25 protein-coding genes are annotated in these 23,152 nt (G+C 68.0%); 14 read left to right on the forward strand and 11 right to left on the reverse strand.

All coding sequences use genetic code 11. The features are described 5' to 3' along the window. Positions 1 to 28: 28 nt before the first annotated feature. The 5 genes from IQ782_RS05860 to IQ782_RS05880 all read right to left on the reverse strand — a co-directional run bounded on the left by IQ782_RS05860 (position 29) and on the right by IQ782_RS05880 (position 4,986). Positions 29 to 1,018, reverse strand: a complete 990-nt coding sequence (locus IQ782_RS05860) for an NAD(P)-dependent oxidoreductase (protein ID WP_194133686.1) — start codon at positions 1,016 to 1,018, stop codon at positions 29 to 31. A 251-nt stretch (positions 1,019 to 1,269) separates the two neighbouring features. Next, complete coding sequence (locus IQ782_RS05865) at positions 1,270 to 2,772, reverse strand: tripartite tricarboxylate transporter permease (protein WP_194133687.1); 1,503 nt, start codon at positions 2,770 to 2,772, stop codon at positions 1,270 to 1,272. 9 nt (positions 2,773 to 2,781) lie between these two features. Beyond that, positions 2,782 to 3,213 (reverse strand): tripartite tricarboxylate transporter TctB family protein, encoded by a 432-nt coding sequence (locus IQ782_RS05870; protein WP_194133688.1) that lies wholly within the window; start codon positions 3,211 to 3,213, stop codon positions 2,782 to 2,784. Continuing rightward, positions 3,210 to 4,187: a Bug family tripartite tricarboxylate transporter substrate binding protein gene (locus IQ782_RS05875; protein ID WP_194133689.1), complete on the reverse strand. Its 978-nt coding sequence runs from the start codon at positions 4,185 to 4,187 to the stop codon at positions 3,210 to 3,212. The genes IQ782_RS05870 and IQ782_RS05875 overlap by 4 nt, the downstream gene beginning before the upstream one ends. Before the next feature lie 70 nt (positions 4,188 to 4,257). Next, a complete protein-coding gene (locus tag IQ782_RS05880) occupies positions 4,258 to 4,986 on the reverse strand; it encodes a GntR family transcriptional regulator (protein ID WP_194133690.1) in 729 nt (242 codons plus the stop codon). A 67-nt stretch (positions 4,987 to 5,053) separates the two neighbouring features. Between IQ782_RS05880 and IQ782_RS05885 the strand changes: the two genes are divergently transcribed. The 3 genes from IQ782_RS05885 to IQ782_RS05895 all read left to right on the forward strand — a co-directional run bounded on the left by IQ782_RS05885 (position 5,054) and on the right by IQ782_RS05895 (position 7,908). Then, positions 5,054 to 6,019: a hydroxymethylglutaryl-CoA lyase gene (locus IQ782_RS05885; protein WP_194133691.1), complete on the forward strand. Its 966-nt coding sequence runs from the start codon at positions 5,054 to 5,056 to the stop codon at positions 6,017 to 6,019. Next, a complete protein-coding gene (locus tag IQ782_RS05890) occupies positions 6,016 to 7,182 on the forward strand; it encodes a CaiB/BaiF CoA transferase family protein (RefSeq protein ID WP_194133692.1) in 1,167 nt (388 codons plus the stop codon). The genes IQ782_RS05885 and IQ782_RS05890 overlap by 4 nt, the downstream gene beginning before the upstream one ends. 96 nt (positions 7,183 to 7,278) lie before the next feature. Then, positions 7,279 to 7,908 (forward strand): glutathione S-transferase family protein, encoded by a 630-nt coding sequence (locus IQ782_RS05895; RefSeq protein ID WP_194133693.1) that lies wholly within the window; start codon positions 7,279 to 7,281, stop codon positions 7,906 to 7,908. Positions 7,909 to 8,118: 210 nt separating this feature from the next. Here IQ782_RS05895 and IQ782_RS05900 read toward each other — a convergent pair whose 3' ends face one another. Both IQ782_RS05900 and IQ782_RS05905 read right to left on the reverse strand, forming a co-directional pair. After that, positions 8,119 to 9,180, reverse strand: coding sequence for an AbrB family transcriptional regulator (locus IQ782_RS05900; protein WP_338092556.1), 1,062 nt, complete (start codon positions 9,178 to 9,180; stop codon positions 8,119 to 8,121). Positions 9,181 to 9,363: 183 nt separating this feature from the next. Continuing rightward, a complete protein-coding gene (locus IQ782_RS05905; RefSeq protein ID WP_194133695.1) occupies positions 9,364 to 10,395 on the reverse strand; it encodes a LacI family DNA-binding transcriptional regulator in 1,032 nt (343 codons plus the stop codon). Between the two features lie 177 nt (positions 10,396 to 10,572). Between IQ782_RS05905 and IQ782_RS05910 the strand changes: the two genes are divergently transcribed. From IQ782_RS05910 to IQ782_RS05940, 7 genes are all read left to right on the forward strand, one after another. Further along, positions 10,573 to 11,889, forward strand: coding sequence for an ABC transporter substrate-binding protein (locus tag IQ782_RS05910; RefSeq protein WP_194133696.1), 1,317 nt, complete (start codon positions 10,573 to 10,575; stop codon positions 11,887 to 11,889). Between the two features lie 104 nt (positions 11,890 to 11,993). Further along, entirely contained in the window at positions 11,994 to 12,941 is a 948-nt protein-coding gene (locus tag IQ782_RS05915) for a carbohydrate ABC transporter permease (RefSeq protein WP_194133697.1), read from the forward strand. Continuing rightward, the gene (locus IQ782_RS05920; RefSeq protein WP_194133698.1) at positions 12,938 to 13,876 is read left to right on the forward strand and encodes a carbohydrate ABC transporter permease; all 939 of its coding nucleotides are present in this window, start codon (positions 12,938 to 12,940) and stop codon (positions 13,874 to 13,876) included. Before IQ782_RS05915 ends, IQ782_RS05920 begins: the two co-directional genes overlap by 4 nt. Positions 13,877 to 13,878: 2 nt before the next feature. Beyond that, positions 13,879 to 14,100 (forward strand): hypothetical protein, encoded by a 222-nt coding sequence (locus IQ782_RS05925; protein WP_194133808.1) that lies wholly within the window; start codon positions 13,879 to 13,881, stop codon positions 14,098 to 14,100. 13 nt (positions 14,101 to 14,113) lie between these two features. Beyond that, positions 14,114 to 15,211: an ABC transporter ATP-binding protein gene (locus tag IQ782_RS05930; RefSeq protein ID WP_194133699.1), complete on the forward strand. Its 1,098-nt coding sequence runs from the start codon at positions 14,114 to 14,116 to the stop codon at positions 15,209 to 15,211. Beyond that, positions 15,204 to 16,199, forward strand: a complete 996-nt coding sequence (locus IQ782_RS05935; RefSeq protein ID WP_194133700.1) for an ABC transporter ATP-binding protein — start codon at positions 15,204 to 15,206, stop codon at positions 16,197 to 16,199. The genes IQ782_RS05930 and IQ782_RS05935 overlap by 8 nt, the downstream gene beginning before the upstream one ends. 10 nt (positions 16,200 to 16,209) lie before the next feature. Further along, a complete protein-coding gene (locus IQ782_RS05940; RefSeq protein ID WP_194133701.1) occupies positions 16,210 to 17,832 on the forward strand; it encodes a dihydroxyacetone kinase subunit DhaK in 1,623 nt (540 codons plus the stop codon). A gap of 96 nt (positions 17,833 to 17,928) precedes the next feature. On the opposite strand, the gene IQ782_RS05945 is transcribed toward IQ782_RS05940, so the two are convergent. The 3 genes from IQ782_RS05945 to IQ782_RS05955 all read right to left on the reverse strand — a co-directional run bounded on the left by IQ782_RS05945 (position 17,929) and on the right by IQ782_RS05955 (position 19,733). Continuing rightward, positions 17,929 to 18,324 (reverse strand): hypothetical protein, encoded by a 396-nt coding sequence (locus tag IQ782_RS05945; RefSeq protein WP_194133702.1) that lies wholly within the window; start codon positions 18,322 to 18,324, stop codon positions 17,929 to 17,931. 270 nt (positions 18,325 to 18,594) lie between these two features. Next, positions 18,595 to 19,197: an NrsF family protein gene (locus IQ782_RS05950; RefSeq protein ID WP_194133703.1), complete on the reverse strand. Its 603-nt coding sequence runs from the start codon at positions 19,195 to 19,197 to the stop codon at positions 18,595 to 18,597. After that, positions 19,179 to 19,733 carry a sigma factor gene (locus tag IQ782_RS05955; RefSeq protein ID WP_194133704.1) on the reverse strand — a complete coding sequence of 185 codons (555 nt, stop codon included), beginning with the start codon at positions 19,731 to 19,733 and terminating at the stop codon, positions 19,179 to 19,181. Before IQ782_RS05955 ends, IQ782_RS05950 begins: the two co-directional genes overlap by 19 nt. Before the next feature lie 189 nt (positions 19,734 to 19,922). Here IQ782_RS05955 and IQ782_RS05960 point away from each other — a divergent pair, with 189 nt between their 5' ends. The 4 genes from IQ782_RS05960 to IQ782_RS05975 all read left to right on the forward strand — a co-directional run bounded on the left by IQ782_RS05960 (position 19,923) and on the right by IQ782_RS05975 (position 22,451). Beyond that, positions 19,923 to 20,228, forward strand: a complete 306-nt coding sequence (locus IQ782_RS05960; protein ID WP_194133705.1) for a BufA1 family periplasmic bufferin-type metallophore — start codon at positions 19,923 to 19,925, stop codon at positions 20,226 to 20,228. An 83-nt stretch (positions 20,229 to 20,311) separates the two neighbouring features. Continuing rightward, positions 20,312 to 21,154 carry an MNIO family bufferin maturase gene (bufB, locus tag IQ782_RS05965; RefSeq protein WP_194133706.1) on the forward strand — a complete coding sequence of 281 codons (843 nt, stop codon included), beginning with the start codon at positions 20,312 to 20,314 and terminating at the stop codon, positions 21,152 to 21,154. Next, complete coding sequence (locus IQ782_RS05970) at positions 21,151 to 21,885, forward strand: HvfC/BufC N-terminal domain-containing protein (protein WP_194133707.1); 735 nt, start codon at positions 21,151 to 21,153, stop codon at positions 21,883 to 21,885. The genes bufB and IQ782_RS05970 overlap by 4 nt, the downstream gene beginning before the upstream one ends. Beyond that, the gene (locus tag IQ782_RS05975) at positions 21,882 to 22,451 is read left to right on the forward strand and encodes a DoxX family protein (protein WP_194133708.1); all 570 of its coding nucleotides are present in this window, start codon (positions 21,882 to 21,884) and stop codon (positions 22,449 to 22,451) included. The genes IQ782_RS05970 and IQ782_RS05975 overlap by 4 nt, the downstream gene beginning before the upstream one ends. A gap of 7 nt (positions 22,452 to 22,458) precedes the next feature. Here the strand turns inward: IQ782_RS05975 and IQ782_RS05980 are convergent, their stop codons facing one another. Next, positions 22,459 to 23,151, reverse strand: coding sequence for a M48 family metalloprotease (locus IQ782_RS05980; protein ID WP_194133709.1), 693 nt, complete (start codon positions 23,149 to 23,151; stop codon positions 22,459 to 22,461). Between the last annotated feature and the right edge of the window lies 1 nt (position 23,152).

The raw sequence follows: 23,152 nt of genomic DNA on the forward strand, positions 1-23,152 counted from the left end.
GCGTCGGGCCGTCCGGCACATGACGGGTTCAGCTGTGATCCGCCGCCCAGACCTCGGGATTGATCATCTCGACCGGCGCGCCGGCAGCATAGGCGTTGATGAGCGCGTAGATCTCGCCGAACTGCTTGTCGAGTTCCTCGGCGGTGACGAAGCCCACGTGTGGCGTGGGCATGACGCGTGGATGTGAGAGCAGCGGATCGGCGGGATCGGTGACCGGCTCGCCGGGGAAGACGTCCAGCGCGGCGCGGCCGATGCGGCCTGCCTCGAGCGCGGCGAGCAGCGCGCCCGGCGCGATGAGCCCCGCGCGCGACGTGTTCACCAGCACCGCGTTCGGCTGCATCGCCATGAGGTCGCTCGCGGTGATTTCGCCCCGCGTCTCCGGCAGCAGTCGCTTGTGGATCGACACCACGTCCGAGCCGGCAAAGAAGGCCTCGCGGCTCTCGGGCACGCTCAGGCCGTCGGCATCGGCGCGCGCCCGGCTGTGTTCGGAGCCCCAGGCCTGCACGCGCATTCCGAACGCGCGGCCGAAGCCCGCCACGACCGTCGCGATGCCGCCATAGCCGTAGAGGCCCAGCGTCTTGCCCGCCACGTTGCGCCCGAGCGGCGCGTCACCCTGCCAGGCGCCGGCGCGCGCGGAGGCAATCTGCTCGGGCAGGTGGCGCAGCGCCGCGATGATCAGGCCGAAGGTCAGTTCGGCGGTCGAGGTGGAGGGGCCGTCCTTGCTCATCTTCGAGCAGAACAGCACGCCGGCGCGGCTCAATGCCTCGGCATCGACATGGGTGTGCTGCCCGCGCATGGCGATCAGCTTCACGCCTTCCAGCGCCCCGGCAAGCTCGGGAGTGATGGCAGTGCGGTCGCGGAACAGGACCACCGCCTCGGCCCCCTTCAGGCGCGCGGCCTGCGTGGCCGCATCCGGGGCACGGTCGGTCCAGACGGTGACCTCATGGTCGTTAAGCGAGGCGAAAGAGGGCAGACCGCGCAGGCAATCGTACCAATCGTCGAGAACATGAACCTTCACAGCGGCCCTCCTATGAAACCGGGTGCTTGGTGCCGACGTGCCCGGTCGAAGGGCAGGCCGGTGACCGGCGAGATGCCCCGGTCCGAAACCGGGACATCCCAGATTGCCGCAGCCCCGCTCCGGGTGAAAGCCTCGACAGGCGTCGGGAGGGGGCACTCTCCCTCCGTCCGAAGACGGGGCCTGTCTGAGCACGCGCAAGGGTGCCCGCGTGCCCCGCGTCACCGAGGTGCGTGGCCCTTGCCGCGGCGGAATCAGTCCTCCAGCGGCGCGGTCCGGCGGCGCATGGCGATGCCGAAGGAGAAGAGCAGCATCAACGCGGTGAATCCATAGATCACCAGCGCGATCGGGCTCTGCAGCAGGACGCCGAAGTCTCCGCCCGAGATCGACAGCGCCCGGCGCAGGTTGTTCTCCATGTCGGCGCCAAGCAGCAGCCCCAGCACCACCGGCACCAGAGAGATTTCGAACTTGCGCAGCGCGTAGCCGAGCAGGCCGAAGCCGATCATCACGAAGAGGTCGAAGCTGGAATGGCTGATCGAGTAGATGCCGATGAAGCTGACCATGACGACGATCGGCATCAGCAGCCACTGCGGCAGCGACAGCAGGCGGGTGAAGATGCCGACCATCGGCACGTTGAGCAGCAGGAGCACGAGGTTGGCGAGGTAAAGCGCCGCGATCAGCCCCCAGACCAGATCCGGCTGGCGCTCGAACAGCAGCGGGCCGGGCTGGATGTTGAGCGAGACGAGCAGCGCCAGCATCACCGCCGTGGTGCCCGAGCCGGGCACGCCAAGCGTCAGCATCGGGATCAGCGCGCCGCCAGAGGCGGCGTTGTTGCCCGCTTCCGGTGCGGCGATGCCGCGCGGATCGCCGGTGCCGAAGGTGCCCTTCTTGTCGCTGATCTGCTTTTCCGTGCTGTAGGAGACGAAGGCACCAAGAGAGGCGCCGGCCCCCGGCAGCACGCCGCAGACAAAGCCGATCACCGAGCCGCGCAGCGCCGCGGGGAAGCCCTCGAAGACCTCGCGCAACCGGGGCAGGGCGCGGCCAAGCTTGGCGGGCCCCGCGCCCGAGGTGGCGTGGCTCTCGAAATACATGATGATCTCGCTGACCGCGAACAGGCCGACGATGGCCACGATCGGGTCGAACCCGTCGTAGAGGTGGTAGGACCCGAAGGTGAAGCGCGCCGTGCCGGTGGCCGGATCAAGTCCGACGCTGGCCAGAAGCAGGCCGAGCACCGCCGCGAGCAGGGTCTTGAACGGGTTCACCCCGGTGACGCCGCCGATCGTGGCGAAGGCCATGACATAGAGCGCGAAATAGTCCGCCGGGCCGAAGTGGATCGCCGCCTTGGCGAGCAGCGGGGCGAAGAAGGTGAGGCCCAGCGTGGCCAGGGTCGCGCCGGTGAACGAGGCCACGGCCGAGATCCCGAGCGCCTTCGCGGCCTGCCCCTTGCGGGCCATCGGGTAGCCGTCGAGCGTGGTCATGATCGCGGGCTCGTCGCCGGGAATGTTGAGCATGATCGAGCTGATCCGCCCGCCGTACATGCAGCCGTAGTAGATGCACGACAGCATGATCAGCGCCGAGCCGGGCTCGAGCTTCATGGCGAAGGCGACGGGGATGAGGATCGCCACGCCGTTCACCGGCCCAAGGCCGGGCAGCGCGCCGATCAGCGTGCCGGCGAAGCAGCCGAAGACCGCGAGCGCGAGGTTGAGCGGCGTCACGGCAACGGCGAAGCCGCCGATGAGGGAGGTCAGGATATCCATGAGGTCTCGTTAGCCGAAGAGCGCGGGAGCGAAGGGCAAGGGCAGCCCCAGCACCTTGTCGAAGATGACGAAGAGCGACACGCCCACGGCCGCCCCGGTCAGCCCCGCCTTGGCCGGGCCGGCACCGAAGAGCAGCGCGAGGCAGGCGGTGCCGAGCGTCGTGGAGAGCGGGAAGCCGAGCGGTTCGAGCAGCAGCACATAGCCCGCCAGCACCGCCAGCGTGGCGATCTGCCGGGTCAGCGCCGGCCGCGACTGGGCCTTTGGGTTCGGGTCGGGGCGCAGGATCAGCCCGAGGCTGAGGATGGCCGCCAAAGCGGCGACCATCTGCGGAAAGACGGCGGGGCCCAGGGGATCCCCGAAACCCGCCTCGTAACCGCGTGCGACCCAGAAGGCCGAGACCGAGATCACAAAGACCACGGTCCCGACGATGCGGTCGATCATTGGATGACCCCGATGCTGCGCGAGATCTCTTCCATCTGCTTGGCCTGATCGGCGACATAGGCCTCGAATTCCTCGCCGCCGCGCCAGACGGTGATCAGCCCGTTGCCCTCGGCCGCTTCCTTCCACTCGGGGGTGTCGAAGAGCGATTTCAGCTCGTCCACCCAGGCCTGGTAGTCCTCGTCCGAGACGTCGCCGCCGGTGTAGAAGCCGCGCCAGTTGTAGCCGGTCACGTCATAGCCCTGATCCTTGGCGGTGGGGGCGTCGGGGAAGGCCGGGATCGGCTCGTCCGACAGCGCCGCGAGGATCTTGATGTCGCCCGATTCCACGAAGCCGGCGATCTCGCCGAGGTCGGTCGACACCGCGCCGACCTGGCCGCCGAGCATCTGCGTCACGGCGGGGCTGCCGCCGTCGAACTGCACCCAGCGGATGGCCTTGTAGTCGTCGCCGGGCATGCCCGCGGCATCGGCCAGCATCAGCAGGCGGATGTGGTCCCAGCCGCCGGCACCCGACGAGCCCGCCACCGGCACCGAGGTCGGATCGGCCTTCAATGCGTCGAGCAGGTCGCCGATGGTCTCGTATTCGGAATCCGCCGGGACGGTGATCACGCCCACATCGGTGCCGAGCATGCCGACCCAGCGCATCACGTCGACGCCGCCCGGATATTTGCCCTGGGCGATCTGCGTGACACCCACGGTCGAGGTGGCGACCAGCAGATCCCCCTCGGAGGCGCGCTTGCCCGCCACGTTGGCGAAGGCCACGGCGCCGACGCCGCCGGGCATGTTGGTGACCTGCACCGTGCTCTCCTCGAGCCCCAGTTCGGTCAACAGCCGGCCGACGGTGCGGCAGGTGAAGTCCCAGCCGCCGCCGGGATCGGCGGGTGCGATGCATTCCGCGGCGCTGGCGGTGACGGCGCTGATCGCCGTCAGGCCGGTGGCGAGGATCGCCCCGGTGATGAGGCTGCGTGTATAGGACATGGTTCCTCCCTTTCGTCCTTTGGTCCATCGATGGGCCCGTGTCGCCGGGGTCTCCCGTCCCCGGATCGTCTCAAGGTGCGTCGTCGTGGTCTCGCTTGTGATCGACGACTCCCCGCGTGCCGAGAAACCGGCGCGCGCTTTCTACGGCTGCCAGGATCTGGTCGCGCACCTCGCGGGTGTGCAGCCGGACCTTGCGGGCCGCCTCGTCCGCGTCGCCGGCGGCGACGAGGTCGAGAATTTCGGTATGTTCCTTCCAGGCGGCATCGCGTTGCGCCGCGTCGCTGGCCAGCAGCCAGCGCAGCCGCAGCGCGCGCCCCACCACCGCGCGCACCGCGTCGCGCAGAAAGGGATTGCCGGACAGTGCCGCCAGTTCGACATGCACGTCGAGCCCCGAGGCCAACCAGTCCTCGACGCGGAAATCGGTGCGGCCGCGGTCTATGGTCGTGCGCAGTGCCGCCAGATCCTCTGGCTTGGCGCGGCGGCAGGCGAGCCGTACGGCGGTGTCTTCCAGCTCTTCGCGGAATTCGAAGAGGTCGCGGATCTCCTGAAGGTCGATGGGCGCGATCACGTAGCCGCCGCGCGGGTCGCGGTCGACCAGCCCCTCGGCGATCAGCGACGCCAGCGCCGCGCGGATCGGCGTGCGCGACATGCCGTAGCGGTCTTGCAGGGCGCGTTCCGACACGGGTTCTCCGGGCGCGAAAGCCATCGACAGGATGTCCCTTCGGATATCCTGCAAGGCACGCTCTGCCTGCGGCAGTGCCGCATTCTCCGCCGTTTCCTCGGTGCTCATGGCCTGCATTGACCCTCCCTGCGTCCGTGGTATACCACCTCGGTAGACCACATCAACAGCTTTTGGAGGAGGGCTCATGACTCAGGTCACGCTGGAGGGATTCCCCGAGAGAGTGCGCATTGTGGATGTCGGCCCCCGTGACGGGCTGCAGGCCTGGCCGGTGCCGGTGCCGACCGATGTGAAGATCGAGATGATCAACGGACTGATCGCCGCGGGCGTGCCGCAGCTCGAGGTCACCTCCTTCGTCGCGCCGCGCGCCGTGCCCAACATGGCCGATGCCGCCGAGGTGATGGCGGCCATCGACCGCAGCCGAGGCGCCGAGCTGACCGCTCTGGTGCCCAATGCCCGCGGGGCCGCCCGCGCCATCGAGGCCGGGGTCGATGCCATGGTGGTGTTCCTCTCGGCCTCCGAGAGCCACAACCAGGCCAACGTGAACTGCGCCCGCGACGTTTCGCTCGCCGCCGCCGCCGAGATCGCGCGGATGGGGCAGGAGGCCGGTGTCGCCGTCTACGGTGCCATCGCCACCGCCTTCGGCTGCCCCTTCGAGGGCGACGTGCCGGTGTCGGACATCCTGGACGTGGCCAGGGCCTACGCGGGCAGCGGCATCACCAAGATCACGCTTGGCGACACCACCGGCATGGCAACGCCGCGGCTGGTGCAGGAGCGCTGCCGCGCGCTGGCCGCCGAGGTGCCCGAGGCCGATGTCGCGCTGCATTTCCACAACACTCGCGGCGTGGGGCTCGCCTGCGCCTATGCCGGGCTGCTCGAGGGCATCACCCGCTACGAGGCCAGCGTCGCCGGGATCGGCGGCTGCCCCTTCGCGCCCGGCGCGACCGGCAATGCCTGCACCGAGGATCTGGTCTACATGCTGCATGAAAGCGGGGTCGAGACCGGCATCGAACTTGATGCGCTGATCGGTGTCGCGCAGCGCACCGAGGCGGCGCTGGGGCAGAAGCTGCCAGGGCAGGTCATGAAGGCCGGTCCGCGCCTGCGCCAGTATCGCCGCGACGAGGTACGCTCTTCGAGCGGGAGCCGCGCATGAGCCCTGCCGAGCTGAAGCCGCCGCTCGACGGCATCCGCGTCATCGACCTGACCCGTGTGCTGTCGGGGCCATTCTGTTCGATGCTGCTTGGCGATATGGGCGCCGAGGTCATCAAGATCGAGAGCCCCGGCGGCGATCCGGTGCGCGGGCAGGGCCACCACAAGAATGGCTTCTCGTGGTACTTCGCCGGTTTCAACCGCAACAAGAAGTCGGTGGTGCTCGACCTCTATTCTGACGCGGGGCGGGACGCGCTGGCCCGGCTCCTGGAAACCGCCGACGTGCTGGTCGAGAATTTCCGCCCCGGCGTGCTGGCGCGCATGGGCTTCCCGCCGGAGCGGCTTGACGAGATCAACCCCCGGCTGGTGGTGGCCAGTGTCAACGGCTTCGGCTCGACAGGCCCCTACACCGACCGTCCGGCCTTCGATTTCATCGCGCAGGCGATGAGCGGTTTCATGAGCGTCAACGGCCCCGAAGGCGAGCCGCCGCTGCGCGCGGCACAGCCAGTGACCGATCTCGTGGCCGGGCTCTACACCGCTTTCGGCATCGTCTCGGCGCTGCACGGGCGCAACCGCGACGGGGTGGGACAGGCGGTCGAGACCTCGATGGTCAACGGCGTGCTGAGCATGATGGCCTATCTCGCCTCCGAGCATTTCGTCACCGGCGAGAACCCGCAGCGCACCGGCAACGATCACCCTCTGGTGGCGCCCTACGGGCTTTACAACGCGGCGGACGGGCAGATCGCCATCGCCGCCTCGAACGACCAGGTGCTGGGGCGCCTGCTGGCCGAGATCGGTCTGCCAGACCTGCTTTCTGACCCGCAGTTCGACAGCAATGACAAGCGCTTTGGCCAGCGCGAGGAGCTGCACGCGATCCTCGATGCGGCGCTGTCGCAGGACACGCGCGAGAATTGGATCCTGCGGCTCAACCGCGCCGGCGTGCCGACGGGCAAGATCCAGACCCTGAAGGAAGTCTTCGCCGATCCGCAGATCCAGGCGCAGGAGATGGCGATCGACGTGCCGCATGGCGACGACCGGGGCACCGTGCGGATGCTCGGGTTCCCGGTGAAGCTCAGTCGCACCCCCTGCGAGGCCCGGTTGCCGGCGCCGCGGCTCGGGGAGCACACCGAAGAGGTTCTGGCCGCATTGCAGGTTTCGGAGGGCTGAGGGTCGGGCCGAGCCCTCGAAAAGGCTCGGCTTTTGCCAGCGCGCCGTCCTAGATGGGCAGTGCGGAGCAGGTGCCAAAGCGGAGAGGGAGCCGGCATGATCGATCTTTACACGTGGTCCACCCCGAACGGGCGCAAGGTGTCGATCCTGCTCGAAGAGCTTGGACTGGACTACCAGGTGCATCCGATCGACATCCAGACCGGCGCGCAGAAGGCGCCGGAGTTTCTGGCGATCAACCCAAATGGCCGGATCCCGGCGATTGTCGATCGGGAGACCGGGCTTGCGCTGATGGAATCCGGCGCCATCCTCTGGTACCTCGCCGAGAAACATGGTGCCTTCCTGCCCGAGGAGCCCGCTGCGCGCATGCAGGTGATGGGTTGGCTGATGTGGCAGATGGGCGGGTTTGGCCCGATGCTCGGGCAGGCGCATCATTTCCTGCACTTCAACCCCGGCACGTCGGCCTATGCCGAAAAGCGCTTCGGCGCAGAGGTGACGCGGCTCTACGCGGTGCTCGATGCGCAGCTTGAGGGGCGGACGCACATCGCGGGCGCCTATTCCATCGCCGACATGGCCTGCTGGCCCTGGGTGGCGCGCCACGAGTGGCATGGCGTGAACCTGGCCGATTTTCCAAACGTACGGGCATGGTATCGGCGTCTGCGCGAGCGCCCCGCGGTGCAGCGTGGCTACCAAGTCCCAACGAACGTGGGCGAAATTCCGGAGGGGTGATCCGCTGGCGCCGTGCCGGAGCGCGCCGGGCATTCGGACGATATCGGCTCGACGGCCCATTGCCCGGCGGGATCTGCCCGCGGCTGGCGTCACGCGGGCGAAGCGGGCAAGGGCGGCAGGGGTCACGGCGGGTTCCCGGGCGACCTTGGTCGGACCTCGCCCCGAGGTGGTCCGCGCCTCTTGCCTCTGATGCGGCAGCTGCGGCTTGCGCTACTTTCCGGTCCCGATCTTCATTCCTATGAACCGCGCGGCCAGCGGCGCACCGGCCACGACGAGAAGAACCCGCAGCAGGTGATGCACCACGATGAACCCCAGGTCCGCCCCGGCAATTATGCCGAGCACGGTCATCTCTGCCTGCCCGCCGGGCGCGAAGGACAGGAAGCCCTCCAGCGGTTCGGCGAAGCCGAGCTGCACGACGATTTCTGTCACCAGCAGCGCGAGCAGGGCGAGGATCGCCACGTAGACCGTCCCGGCGAGCACGTCGCGACGCAGCTCGTGCAGGGTTACGCCGACATAGCCCACGCCGATGCCCATGCCGATGAAGAACTGCGCGGTCTTGATGGCTTCTGCGGGTGGGCGGGCATGGATGAAGCCGCCGAGCGACAGCGCGGAAGTCAGGATCAGTGGGCCGATGATCGTCGCGCCGAAGAGGCCGATGCGTTCGCCGCCCTTCCAGCCGATCAGCCCGGCCGCGGCCATCAGCGCCAGCTCGGTCAGCGGCACTTCGGCGGCGCTCGCGCCCATCGGGTGATCGAGGGGCAGCTCGAAGCCCTTGACGATCAGCAGGGGTGCGACGGTCACGATGATCAGCACCCGTGTCGCATGCGCCAGCGACAGTGCCCGCACGTTTGCCCCCGCGTCCTGGCCAAAGGCCAGCATGTCCTGCAAGCCGCCGGGCATGGCGGCGAAATAGGCGGTGGGCAGGTCGTATTTGCAGATCTTGTGGAAGTAGGGGACGCCAATCAGTGCGATGGCGATGATATAGGGCGGGATGAAGGCGACCGAGGCCGCCATCTGCGGCAGCCGCGCCAGCACCTCGGGGGTGATCGAGGCGCCGACGGCGATGCCGAGGATCGTCCGCGCCGCCTTGGAGATCACCCCGAGCCCCAGCAGTGGCGCGCCGAAGAGCGCGGCGATCAGGCAGGCACACATCGGGCCGAAGAGAAAGGGCAGGGGGAGCGACAGCAGCAGAAATGCGAGCGTTCCGGCGACCGAAAGCGCAATGGTCAGCGCGCGGCGGCGCAGGACGGGAGGCTTGGGCCGTGGGGCCACAGCGAGGATATCGGGGCTGTCTCGATGCATTGTATGCCAGTGTATACTATTGGATGCATGACTTGCGCAACCCCGCCCCGCGGGTCTCATCGGCGCGCCGCACACGCAGGGCGCGTGGCAGTGGCTGCCTGGGGAAATCGGTAAGGGCGGCATCGCGCCCGGTGCGCGGCTCGGCCTGCGTGTTCAGAGCTGGCCGAGGTTTTCCTTGATGTAGATCTCGATCCGGATGCGCTCCTGCGAGGCGAGGGGTTCACGCCCCTCGGTACGCGCCTTGAGGACCCGGATGGCGCTGCGCACGAGGTGGCCGGGGTTCTGGGCGATCACCGCGTCGAGCGCGCCGACGCGCAGCTTGTCCTCGGTGTAGCCGGTACGCTCATGCGCGATGATGACCTGTTGCATCGGGTCGGACGTGTGGCACAGCGCCTCCAGCGGCTGGCGCGCCTCGGAGTTCATCAGGTATGCGCCGATGATGTCGGGGTGGTTGGCGTAGGAATTGGCGATGACCTTTTCAGTGCGCGTGCGATCGCCGTAGGTTTCGAGCGACGGCAAGGCCGAGAGGTTCGGGAAATCGGCGGTCAGCACGGTATCGAAGCCGAGCCGCCGCTCGACGCTGTCGAGCGAGTTCATCGTTTCGGAGACCACAAGGATCTTGCCCTTTCGCTCGCCGAGGAAGCGGCCCATCAGCCGCCCTGCGGTCGCTCCGGCCGAGTTGTTGTCGACCCCGACGAAGTCGAGCGGCCGAAGGCCCGGCTGGCCGGTGATGAACTGCACCACCTCGACGCCGCGCTGTTTCAGGCGGGTGGTGGCGTCGCGCACCTGCGGGCTTTCGGGCGCCATGATCGCCACGCCGTCGACCTGTGCCGGCAAGACGCGGGCCAGCGCCTTGGCGGTGATATGCGGGTCGTTCGACAGCACCCGGCGCATCGAGATCTCCAGCGACTCGGAGAGGAAGGCGGCGCGCGATTCCTCGATCCGTTCAACCAGCGTGGTCAGGAAGTCGTCGCCTGCCTCGGGCAGCAGGAACTGGAAGCGGTAGCGCCGCCCGCGCGCCAGATTGGCGGCGGACAGGTTGCGGACAAAGCCTATGCGTTCAATTGCTTCGTTGACCGCCTTGACGGTTTTCTCGCGTACGCCCGGCCGCCCGTTCAGTACGCGGTCGACGGTCGCGAGGCTGACGCCGGCAGCTTTGGCGAGGTCTTTGGTGGTCGGGCGCATGGGGGACTCGGGCCTGTGATCTTGCTGCGAGTCTTGTGTGTTTTCAGATGGAAAGCAACCTTGATGAGGTACGTGCCTCAGAATTCGTTTGATCTGAGGCACGTACCTCACTTACCCTAGGTAAAGATAAACGAGTCGGGAAGAGGAGCCCGGCCTTATCTCTGGGAGGATGCACCAATGACTATCCGATACACCGCTCCGGCGGTCGCGACTGCCTTGCTTGCCCTCGCGGGGGCGGCGCAGGCGGATGATCTTACCCTGTGCTGGGCGGCCTGGGATCCGGCCAATGCGCTGGTCGAGCTGTCGAAGGACTTCGAGGCCAAGTCGGGGCACAAGATGTCCTTCGAATTCGTGCCCTGGCCCAACTTCGCCGACCGCATGCTGAACGAGCTGAACTCCGGCGGGCAGCTCTGCGACCTGATGATCGGCGACAGCCAGTGGATCGGCCTCGGCGCCGAGGCGGGCCACTACGTGAAGCTGAACGACTTCTTCGACGCCAACGGCATCACCATGGATGATTTCATCCCGGCCACGGTCACCGGCTATTCCGAGTGGCCCAAGGGGACGCCGAACTACTGGGCGCTGCCGGCCTTCGGTGACGTGGTCGGCTGGACCTACCGCAAGGACTGGTTCGAGCGGCCCGAACTGCAGGCCGAGTTCCAGGAAAAATACGGCCGCGAGCTGAAGGCGCCCGACACGCTGGACGAGTTGAAGGACATCGCCGAGTTCTTCCAGGGCCGCGACATCGACGGCACCACGGTCTACGGCGCGGCAATCTACACCGAGCGCGGCTCGGAAGGCATCACCATGGGGGTGACCAACGCGCTCTACAACTACGGCTTCAGCTATGGCACGCCCGAGGAACCCTACAAGCTCGAGGGCGTGGTCAACTCGCCCGAGGCCGCCAAGGGGCTCGAGTTCTACAAGGCGCTCTACGACTGCTGCACACCTCCGGGCTCGTCCGATTGGTACATGTCCGAGGACATCGACGCCTATAAGTCGGGGCAGGTGGCGCTGCAGATGAACTTCGCCTTCATCTGGCCGGGGGTCGAGGCCGACCCGAACGTCGGCGGCGGCAAGTCGGGCTACTTCCCCAACCCAGCGGGTCCGGACGGGCACTTCGCCCAGCTCGGCGGGCAGGGGATCTCGGTGGTGTCCTACTCCGACAGCCAGGATGCGGCGCTGGAATACATCAAGTGGTTCGCCCAGCCCGAGGTCCAGTCGAAATGGTGGGAGCTTGGCGGCTACTCGGCGCTGAAGGCGGTGGTCGAGGATCCCGGTTTCGCCACCAGCCAGCCCTACGCGCAGACCTTCCTCGACTCCATGGCGATCGTGAAGGATTTCTGGGCCGAGCCCTCCTACGCCTCGCTGCTGCTGTCGATGCAGGACCGGGTGCACAACTACGTGGTTGCCGGTCAGGGCACCGCGCAGGAGGCGCTCGACAAGCTGGTCGAGGACTGGACCGAGGTCTTCGAAGACGAAGGCAAGATGTGACCATCCGCCCGCCGCAAGACCCGCGGACGGGCGGTCCCGAACGCGGAGCCAGCCGCGAGGACGGCTCCGCGCACCCCGCCGAACGCAGCGAAGAGACCAGACCCATGTCCCACTCCGTCATCGCGCGCGCCGCCGAGGCGACGCCGCCCGGCCTCGCACGCAGGTTCAAGGGCCTGTCCGACCGGGCCATCGCCTGGAGCTTCGTCGCCCCGACGATCTTCCTGCTGCTGGCGGTGAACATCTTCCCGCTGATCTGGACGATCCGCCTCAGCTTCACCAATTTCCGCGCCAACCGCCCCAATGCCGAGGTCGAATGGATCGGGCTGCGCAACTACGACCGCATCCTGACCGACAGCGACATCTGGCAGACCATGCAGGCCACGGCGCATTTCCTGTGCTGGACCATCGTGCTGCAGGTGTTGATCGGCTTTTCGCTGGCGTGGTTGATCAACCGCAAGTTCAAGGGCAACGATCTCTGGACCACGATCATCGTGCTGCCGATGATGCTGTCCCCTGCCGTGGTCGGCAACTTCTGGACCTTCCTCTACCAGCCGCAGATCGGGCTCTTCAACTACGTGGTGGCCTTCTTCACCGGCGCGGATCCCACCAGCTTCTCGATGATCGGCAGCGTCTCTCTGGCCCCTTGGGCGATCATCATCGTCGACACCTGGATGTGGACGCCCTTCGTCATGCTGATCTGTCTCGCCGGGCTGCGGTCGATCCCGGACTCGATCTACGAGGCGGCGGAATGCGACCGTGCCTCGAAGTGGCGGCAGTTCTGGACCATCACCCTGCCGATGACGCTGCCCTTCCTGATGCTTGCCGTGCTGTTCCGGGGGATCGAGAACTTCAAGATGTTCGACCTGGTGGTGCAGCTGACCGGCGGCGGCCCCGGCAACACCACCACGCTGACCTCCATCGACCTCAAGCGCGAGGCTTTCGAGAAGTGGCGCACCGGCTATGCCTCGGCCTATGCGATCATCCTCTTCGTCACGGTCTTCGGCCTCGCCTCGATCTACGTGAAGGCGCTGAACAAGGTGAAGGAAAGATGAGCGGCTATTCGATCACCGAACCCTCGCTGCGGCAGAAATGGGTCGCGGGCGCGCTGGTGGCGTTCTACGCCATCGTCACCATCCTGCCGCTTGTCTGGATCATCGCCACCGGCTTCAAGTCTTCGGCCGATGCCATCGCCTACCCGCCGAAGGTGGTCTTCGCCCCCTCGCTCGAGGGCTACGTGAACCTCTTCACCACCCAGACCCGCCAGACCGCCGAGTATTTCGCCAGCCACCCGCCAGAGACCTGGTACGAGCGCATCGTGCAGTCCAAGGGGCTGACCATCGCGGGGCCATCGCGCTTCGGCGAGCGGTTCATGAACTCGGTGATCATCGGCTTCGGCTCGACCTTCCTCAGCGTCTTTCTCGGCACGCTCGCGGCCTATGCCTTCTCGCGCTTCAAGGTGCCGCTGAAGGACGATTTGATGTTCTTCATCCTCTCGACGCGGATGATGCCGCCCATCGCGGTGGCGATCCCGATCTTCCTGATGTTCCGCTCGCTCGGCCTGTCGGACACCCACGCCGGGATGATCCTGCTCTACACGGCTGTGAACCTGTCGCTGTCGGTCTGGCTGCTGAAGGGCTTCATCGACGAGATCCCGCAGGAATACGAAGAGGCGGCGCTGATCGACGGCTACACCCGCTTTCAGGCCTTCACCAAGGTGGTGCTGCCGCAGGCGGCCACCGGCATCGCCTCGACCGCGATCTTCTGCCTGATCTTCGCGTGGAACGAATACGCCTTCGCGGTGCTGCTGACCTCGGGCACGGCGCAGACCGCGCCGCCCTTCATCCCCACGATCATCGGCAACGCCGGGCAGGACTGGCCCGCGGTGGCGGCGGGGGCGACGCTCTTCCTGCTGCCGGTCATGGTCTTCACCATCCTGCTGCGCAAGCACCTGCTGCGCGGGATCACTTTCGGAGCCGTCAGGAAATGAGCATGTCCAGCCAGACCCCCGAGAGCCCCACGCCCGCCGAGAGCGTCCCCAGTGGACGCCGCATCTTCGTACGCGGCCCCTGGGAGATGGCCGCCTCGATCCTCATCGGCCTCGGCGTCGTGATGCTGATGCAGCCTTTCGTCCTCTGGGCCTATTCATGGTCCTTCCCCGTCACGCTGATCGGCACGGTGATGTTCATCGTCGTCAGCCATTTCCCCGACTGACCCGGAGTTCCCCATGGCCCAGATCCGCATCGACAGCCTGCGCAAGGACTTCGGAGCCTTCACCGCCGTGCAATCCTCGAGCTTCACCATCGAGGACGGCGAGTTCTTCATGCTGCTCGGGCCCTCGGGCTGCGGCAAGACCACGACGCTTCGGATGATGGCGGGGCTCGAGATGCCCTCCGCCGGGCAGATCTACATCGACGGCGAGGAGGTCGGCCGCAAGCCCGCCAGCCAGCGCGACATCGCCTTCGTCTTCCAGATGTTCGCGCTCTACCCGCATATGAACGTGCGCCGGAACATCTCCTATCCGCTGATCAGCCAGGGCATGGGGCGCAGGGCGGTGCGGGCCAAGGTCGAGGAGGTCTCGCGCATCCTCGGCATCACGGACATCCTCGACAGGCCCGTCGGCGGGCTCTCGGGTGGCGACCGGCAGCGGGTGGCGCTGGGTCGGGCGATCGTGCGCGAGCCCAAGGCGTTCTTCATGGACGAGCCGCTGGGGGCGCTCGACGCCGAGTTCCGCGAGCACATGGCCGAGGAATTGCGCGCCCTGCACGACCGCATGGGGGCGACCACGGTCTACGTCACCCACGACCAGCTCGAGGCGATGCAGATGGGCGACAAGATCGTGGTGATGAACCACGGCGTGGTCGAGCAGTTCGGCGTGCCGCAGGAGATCTACGACTGGCCCGCGACATTGTTCGTGGCGCAGTTCATCGGCTCGCCGCCGATGAACTTCCTGCGCTTCGAGGGCAGCGTCGCGCCGGGGGATGCCGTGGTCACGATCGGCTCTTTCGTGCAGGGGATACCGCAGCTTCGCGAGGGTCATGCCGGCGAGTTGGTGCTGGGCGTGCGCCCCGAGCATCTGCGGCTCGATGACGGTTCGGACTACCGCGCCGTGGTGCGGGCGGTGGAATACCTCGGCACCACGCAGATCATCACGCTCGAGGCCGAGCATGGCGAGGTGAAGGCGCGGGTCTCCAGCCGCGACACGGTGCGCGTGGACCAGACGACGGGGCTGGCCTTCAACGAGCGCACCCTGACGCTTTTCGATGCCGGAACCGGCCGTGCCCTGCGCTCGGCGGCCAACGAGGAGGTGCTGCGCCATGGCTGAGATCACGCTCTCCAACATCACCAAGCGTTTCGGCGACACGCTGGCGCTAGACGATGTGTCGATGACCGTGCCCAATGGTGCCTTCGTCGTGTTGCTGGGACCGACTGGCGCAGGCAAGACCACGACGTTGCGGCTGGTCTCGGGGCTCGACCAGCCCGACGCGGGACGCATCGAGATCGGCGGCACGGATGTCACCCGCATGACCCCGGCTCAACGCAATGTCGCGATGGTCTTCCAGCAATACTCGCTCTACCCGCATATGACCGTCCGCGAGAACCTCGGCTTTCCGCTGAAATCGCCGCTGCTGCGCTACGACGACGCGCAGATCGCCCGCAAGGTGAGCGAGGTGGCGGAGATGCTGCAGATCGCCCACAAGCTGGACAACAAGGCCACGGCCCTCTCGGGCGGCGAGATGCAGCGGGTCTCGATCGGTCGCGCGCTGGTGCGCCGCCCCGAGGTTTACCTGATGGACGAGCCGCTCAGCTCGCTCGACGCCAAGCTGCGCGCCGACCTCAGGGTCGAGCTGAAGAACATACAGGCTCAGTCCGGCGTGCCCTTTCTCTACGTGACCCACGACCAGATCGAGGCGATGACCATGGCCAGCCACGTGGGGGTTCTGGATCACGGCAGATTGGTGCAGTTCGGCACCCCGCGCGAGATCTACGAGGATCCGGTCAGCGTCTACGCCGCCAGCCGCCTTGGCCTGCCGCGGATCAACATCCTGCCCGCCGATCTCTTTGCCGGCGCTCCCACGGGGGCGCGCTACATCGGCCTGCGGCCCGAGCAGATCCGGCAGGGTGACGGCGCCGAGAGCCGGGTCATCCGCGTCGAGCATCTCGGCGACCAGACCCGGCTGCACCTGAAATTCCGCAACCACGACCTGATCACCGTGACCGACGCCCACAGCGGGCTGCGCTCGGGTGACATCGTGCAGATCACCCCCGACGCCCCGTTCTATTTCGACGCCTCCGGCGCGCGCGTCCATTGAGGAGAGCTCCATGACCCAGTTCATCAATCTGAAGGAAGACATCGTTGCCGAGGCGGTGGACGGCGTGGTCGCGGCGTCGGGCGGGCGGCTCGCGCGGCTCGACGGCTACCCGCATATCCGCGTGGTGCTGCGCTCGGGCTGGGACAAGTCGAAGGTCGCGCTGGTCTCGGGCGGCGGCTCGGGGCACGAGCCCGCGCATGCGGGCTTCGTCGGCGAGGGGATGCTGACCGCGGCGATCTGCGGCGACGTCTTCGCCTCGCCCTCGGTCGACGCGGTGCTGGCGGGGATCCTCGCGGTGACCGGTCCGGCGGGCTGCCTGCTGATCGTCAAGAACTACACCGGCGACCGGCTGAACTTCGGCCTCGCAGCCGAGCGTGCGCGGGCCTTCGGGCTGAACGTGGCGATGGTTGTGGTGGACGACGACATCGCGCTGCCGCACCTGCCGCAAGCGCGCGGCGTGGCGGGAACGCTGCTCGTGCACAAGATCGCCGGGGCGCTGGCCGAGACCGGCGCCGATCTGGCCAGCGTGCGCGCGGCGGCGGAGCGGGTCATCGCGGGCACGCGCACCATCGGCATGTCGCTCGATACCTGCACCGTGCCGGGGGCACCCAAGGAGGCGCGCATCCAGCCCGGCAAGGCCGAGCTCGGGCTCGGTATCCATGGTGAGGCCGGGGCGCAGCAGGTCGACTACATCCACGCGCGCGGCGCGATGGAGATGGTCGCCGAACGACTGGCCGAACACATGGACCCCGGCAAGCCGCATGTGGCGCTGCTCAACAATCTCGGCGGGGCCTCGGTGCTGGAGATGCAGATCCTCGCCTACGAGCTCGGCAAGTCCGCCATCGGCGATCGGTTGCATCACATCATCGGTCCGGCGACGATGATGACCTCGCTCGAGATGCGCGGGTTCTCGGTCTCTGTCTACCCGGCGGGCGCCGAGGATCTGATGGCGCTGAAATCGCCGGTGCCGCTGCCCGCCTGGCCGGGGCTCTCGGCGCTGGGGCCGGTCGAGGTCATCGAGCTGCCCGACGGGTTACGCCCGATCCGCCCGCTGCCTTCCGACCACCCCGAGACCCGCCGTTTCCTGAAGCGCTGCTGCGAGGTGTTCATCAGCGCCGAGTCCGATCTCAACGCGCTCGACGCGCGCGCCGGGGATGGCGACACCGGCTCCACGCTTGCGGGGGCGGCACGGGCGCTGCTCGGGGCGATGGATCGCCTGCCGCTGGCGGACCATACGCAGCTCTACCGGGCAATCGGGCTGGAATTGAGCCAGACCATGGGCGGCTCGTCGGGCGTATTGCTGGCGATCTTCTTCGCGGCCGCAGGGGATGCCGCCTCGAGCGGTCAATCGCTGCGCGAGGCGTTGAATGCGGGGCTCGACCGGATGCAGGAAATCGGCGGTGCCCGACCCGGCGACCGCACGATGATCGACGCGCTGAAACCGGCGCTGGACCATCTGGCAGGCGGGCTGGACGAGGCGGCGCGGGCAGCGCGGGAGGGCGCGAACCGGACGGCGGAGATGGCGACGGCAAAGGCTGGCCGTTCCGCCTACATCAACGCGGACCAGCTCAGGGGACAGGTCGATCCGGGTGCGGAAGCGGTGGCGCGCCTGTTCGAGAGCCTGTCGGGCTAGGGGGCTGGCGGCAGGACCACCGCGGCAAGCCCCCCGCACGAAAAAGGGGCCGCATACATCCGCGGCCCCTGTCGTAGGTTTGTGAACCGCCGGCGATTACCGCGCGGAAAGCGCCCTGATCAGGCCGCGCTTTTCGACCTCGGGACGGCTTGAGTGGGCGATGGCCATCGCGCTGCCGATGTGCTGCCCGGACATGCGCGAGAGTTCGTCGTCCGACACATATTCGCGAACGAGGTCCAGCTGCTGCGACGAGTAGGTGCGGGGTGCCGACCCGCTGGTGGCAATATACTCGATCCGGGAGGCCTTCTGGGCATTGCTGTCGCGGCTCGTGGAAAGGCTGAATGCGGTCAGGATTTGTGACTCGCTGAGCAACGAGAGGACAGACTCCGGCACGTAGCGGGACAGCTGGTTCAGCAGGTCTTCGTCTGCCACAGCCGGGGAGGTCGCGGCCAGGGCGAAGGAAACGGAGGAAATGGCGAGAAAGAACTTCATGGCTATTCCTTTCAAGATTCAGAATTCGTCTCTGACAAAGGAATACAGGTGACCTGACCCGAAAATATCGGGCCCTGGGAGTACGGATAAGCGGCGGGAGAGGCGAAAGAGCCGCCGGATTCAATCCGGCCTGCCCGACTGGGAGGAGGGGACAACCGGAAGGTTCCCAGGCCATCATCATATCACATTTCTGACGTCCTATGTATCAAGCCTTGTGATGTGTCACAAAATCGCGAGCCAGCGCACTCGGGGCGAGAGCCGGATCGCCGGTCAGACGCCCAGCCAGCGGCGGCCCGCGACGCGCCCGGCGAGCCCGCAGAGCACGATGGCCAGCCCGTACCAGAGCAGGAAGAAGGCGGCGCTGTCCTCGTCGCAATGCACCGCGTAGATCGCCGCCGCCGCACCGCCCGAGACCAACCCTGCCAACATTCCGCTGCGCGCGGGACGGGGCTCGACCCGGTGGCGCAGACCGCGGAAGAGCGCCAGCGCGATGGGCAGCGCCAACGCCGGAATCGACAGCAGGCAGGCCCAGAGCGTCTGCCCGAGGATGTCGCCTCCGGTCAACGCCGCGAGGAGCCACCCCACCGCGCCCGCGACCGCCAGCAGCCAGAGCGGCCAGAGCGGTGCCTGCGCCTCGGGATCGCTGCGCCGCAGCAGCGGCCAGGCGGCCAGCGCCACCAGCACCGGAAGGCTCTGCTTGACCAGCAACGGCGCCATGAGCAGCACGCCGGGCCAGCCCGGACGCATGCCCCAGAACACCAGCACCAAGACCAGCGACATCGCAGCGCCGAAGGCGATGCGCCACAGCAGGTGCGGGCGTTTGGCGGGCACGTCGTCGGCAGCCAGCGCGGCAATCAGCTCATCGGTGTCCATTCTTCCTCCTTCCTGGCCGCTTCGGCCAGCCGTCTCAGCGCGCGGTGCAGCGCCACCCGCAGGGCGCCGGGGCTGAGATCGAAATCCTTCGATAGCGTTTCGGGATCGGCGCCGCCGATCGCGTGTTCCCGCACCAGCGCCGCATCCCGTGCCGAGAGCCGGGACAGCGCCTGTTCGAGGTGCAGCCCGGCCAGCGGATCGACCGCCGGCGCATCCAGGCCGGGATGATCCTCGACCGGCTCATGCGGGGCGCTGGGGGTCTTGCGCAAGGCGTCGACCGCCTTGTGTTTCACGATCACCCGCACCCAGGGCAACAGCGGCCGCGCCGGGTCCCAGCTGCCACGCTTGAGGTGGATCGACAGGAGCGCCTCCTGCACCACGTCCTCGGCCAGATGTCCGTGCTGCGCGGGCAGGTCGCGTGTCGCCATGGCGCGCATCCGTGGCACGAGGTGCGACAGGCAGGCGGCATAGGCGCGCCGGTCGCCCGCAAGCGCCTTGCGCATCAGCGCCTCGATCTCGTCATCGCGTCCGGTCATCTACCTCGGGCCGTGTCCACTTGCGGGGAATGTACCTGCGCATACGGGCGTCGAGAGGGCCTCGTTACAGCGCCCCCCGAATATTTCTGTCCTATCACACAAGCGCGAGCCGCGTAACAAACCGCCGCCCGTTGCCGAATACCCCGGTGCAGACGCGATGCGCTGCGTGTCATTTTTGGAGAGACGGACATGACCCTTCACAACAAACACCTTGCCCTGGTCGGTGCCCTTGCCGCGGGGCTCGCGCAATTCGCCGGCGCCGCCCAGGCGCAGGAACAGGAAAAATGCTTCGGCGTGGCCATGGCAGGCGAGAACGGCTGTGCCGCCGGTCCCGGAACGACCTGCGCCGGCACCGCCTCGGTCGACTATCAGGGCAATTCCTGGACGCTGGTGCCTGCTGGCACCTGTGCCGAGATCGACCTCCCGGCGATGGCCGACGGCACCCCGCGCATGGGCTCGCTCGAGCCGCTGATGCGCGACCTGCCCAAGGGCTGAAGCCTGGGCTGATCCCGCGCGCGGCGGCCTGCTGGTCGCCGTGCGCGCCCCGCCCCGACAGCCCCAGAACCGCGAGAGACCCCATGCAGAGCACGCAGCTTCCGAACACCGCCGGCATCGGCTTCAAGGCACGGCACTTCGACGATCTCGGCGATCCCGGCGCGGTCAGCTGGCTGGAAATCCATGCCGAGAACTACATGGTCGCGGGTGGCCCGCGGCTGGCCATGCTCGAGGCGCTGCGCGCGCGCTTTCCGATCTCGGTACATGGCGTGGGCCTGTCGATCGGTGGCGAGGGACCGCTGGATGCGGCGCATCTGGACCGCCTGAAACAGCTGATCGACCGCCTGCGCCCGGCGCAATTCTCCGAGCATCTGGCCTGGTCCACCCACGAGGGCACCTATTTCAGCGACCTGCTGCCGCTGCCCTACACTGCTGCGACGCTGGAGCGGGTCACCTCCCACGTGGACGAGGTGCAGCAGCGTCTCGGGCTGCGCATGCTGCTCGAGAACCCGTCGAGTTACCTCGTGTTCGAGGACAGCACCCTCTCAGAGACCAGCTTTCTTGCCGAGGTGGCCCGCCGCACCGGCTGCGGGCTGCTGCTCGACATCAACAATGTCTTCATTTCGGCCAGCAACCTCGGCACGTCGGCGCAGGCCTATCTTGCCGACTACCCGGTGGAGCTGGTGGGCGAGATTCACCTCGCGGGCTATGTCGAGGAGGAGGACGGGCAGGGCGCTGCGCTGCTCATCGACACCCATGGCGCGCCGGTGGCGGACCCGGTCTGGGCGCTCTACGCCGAGGTCATCGCGCGCATCGGGCCGCGCCCGACGCTGATCGAATGGGACAATGACGTGCCGGATTTCCCCACGCTCGAGGCCGAGGCGGCGCGCGCCGCGCGGCTGATGGCACGGCGGGTCGCGGCATGAGCGGGCAGGGCGTCTTTGCAAGTGCGCTGCTCGGGCCGGAGCTGCCCCGCCCCGAGACGCTGCGCGATCCTTCCGGCAGCCGCGCCACGCGGCGCTTCGACGTCTACCGCAACAATGTCGCCGTCGCCCTGACCGAGGCGCTCGCCGCCGCCTTCCCGGTGGTGCAGCGGCTGGTCGGCGAGACCTATTTCGCCGCCATGGCGCGAGACTTTGCCCGCGCGCACCCGCCGCGCAGCCCGGTCATGGCACTCTACGGTGCCGAGCTGCCGGGCTGGATCGAGCGCTTCCCGCCCCTCGCCGCGCTGCCCTACCTGCCCGAGGTCGCGCGCATCGAACAGGCGCGGCGCGAGGCGAGCCAGGCTGCCGATGCAGCCCCCCTTGATCCGCGCGCGCTGGCGGGGCTCTCGCCCGCGGAGCTGGCCGCGAACGCCCCGCGCCCGCACCCCGCCACGCGGTGCCTGCGCACGCGCCACGCCGCGCTCGCCATCTGGGGCCGCAACGCCGAGCGCCCCGATCTTGCTCAGAGCCCGCCGGGCGAGGTGCTGATCACCCGCCCCGCGCTTTCCCTGCGCCTCCGCGCCGCCCCCTCGGGCACTGGCGCCACCCTGCGGGCACTGGCACGCGGTGCGCCGCTCGGCTCCGCGCTGCCGCAGGACGCAGATCACGCCGCCATCTTCGCCTGCCTCTTCACCGCAGGCGCCCTTGTCCCCCAGGGAGACCCCGAGCCATGACAGACCTTGCCCTTCCCGCGACCGGAATCCCGGCGCTGCTCTCCCGGCTCGATCGCGCCGGGGGCGCGCTGAACCGCCTTGCGCCCGCCGTGCTCGGCCTCGCCGGGCGGCTCGTCTTCGCGGCCACCCTCGCGGGCTTTTTCTGGAGCTCCGCGCTGACCAAGATCGACGGCTTCGGGCTCTCGCTGAACGCCTATGCGCAGATATACCCCCGCGCCATGGAGGCCGTGGGCTATGACGCCAGCAAGCTCGGGCCGGTCGCGCATCTGGTCGTGGCCGCCGGAACCGCCGCGGAATTCACCCTTCCATTTCTGCTGATCCTCGGGCTGATGACCCGGCTCGCGGCGCTGGGGATGATCGGCTTCCTCGTCGTGGTGAGCCTCACGGACATCCTCGGCCACGGCGTGGACGCCAGCGCCATCGGCGCGCTCTTTGACCGCGAGGCCGATGCGCCGATCCTCGATCAGCGGCTGCTCTGGGGGTTCCTGATGCTGGTGCTGGCCTTCACCGGCGGCGGGGCCTTGTCGCTCGACCGCTGGCTGCGCCGCCGCCTGCCGCGCGGCTGAGACGGCCTCAGCCCTGCACGGCGGTCCAGCGCGCCTCGAGTTTCTCCAGCGCCGCGATCCGCTCGGAGGTCTTGGGGTGCGAGAGCAGCCAGGCAGGCATGCCGCGCCCGCCACCGCCGCTCAGACCTTCGAGCTTGGCGAAGAGCGACTTCTGCGGCCCGACGCCGATCCCGGCCTTGTGCAGCAGTGCCGCGGCATAAGCGTCGGCCTCGTATTCATCGCCGCGCGACAGACGCGCCGCCAGCAGCGATGTCAGCGCATTGGCAATCAGCGGTCCCAGCCCGGGGACCAGCCGGGCCAGCACCATGACCAGCACGGTGCGGATGGCGTTCTGCCCGGAAAAATCGATCATCCGCCGCCGCGAATGCCCCAGCGCCACGTGGCCAAGCTCATGAGCGATCACCGAAGACAGCTCCTCGGCGCTGACCTCGCCGGCCCGATAGCGGTTGTAGAAACCGCGGGTGATGAAGATGCGCCCGTCCGGTGCCGCCAGCCCGTTCACCGGCTCGATCTCGTAAATGTTCACCCGGATCCGCGGCAGGTCGAGCGCGGCGGCCATGCGGTCGGTCAGCGCCCTGAGCTTCGGGTCGGCAAGCTCGGTCGAGCGCGAATCCAGCTCCCGCGCCGTGCGCCAGGCCGAGAAGCGGTAGGCGACAAGGGCATAGGCGATGGCGAGCAGGATCGGGGTGAGTTTGAGCATG

The organism is Salipiger mangrovisoli (assembly GCF_015223355.1).
GTDB lineage: Bacteria > Pseudomonadota > Alphaproteobacteria > Rhodobacterales > Rhodobacteraceae > Salipiger > Salipiger mangrovisoli.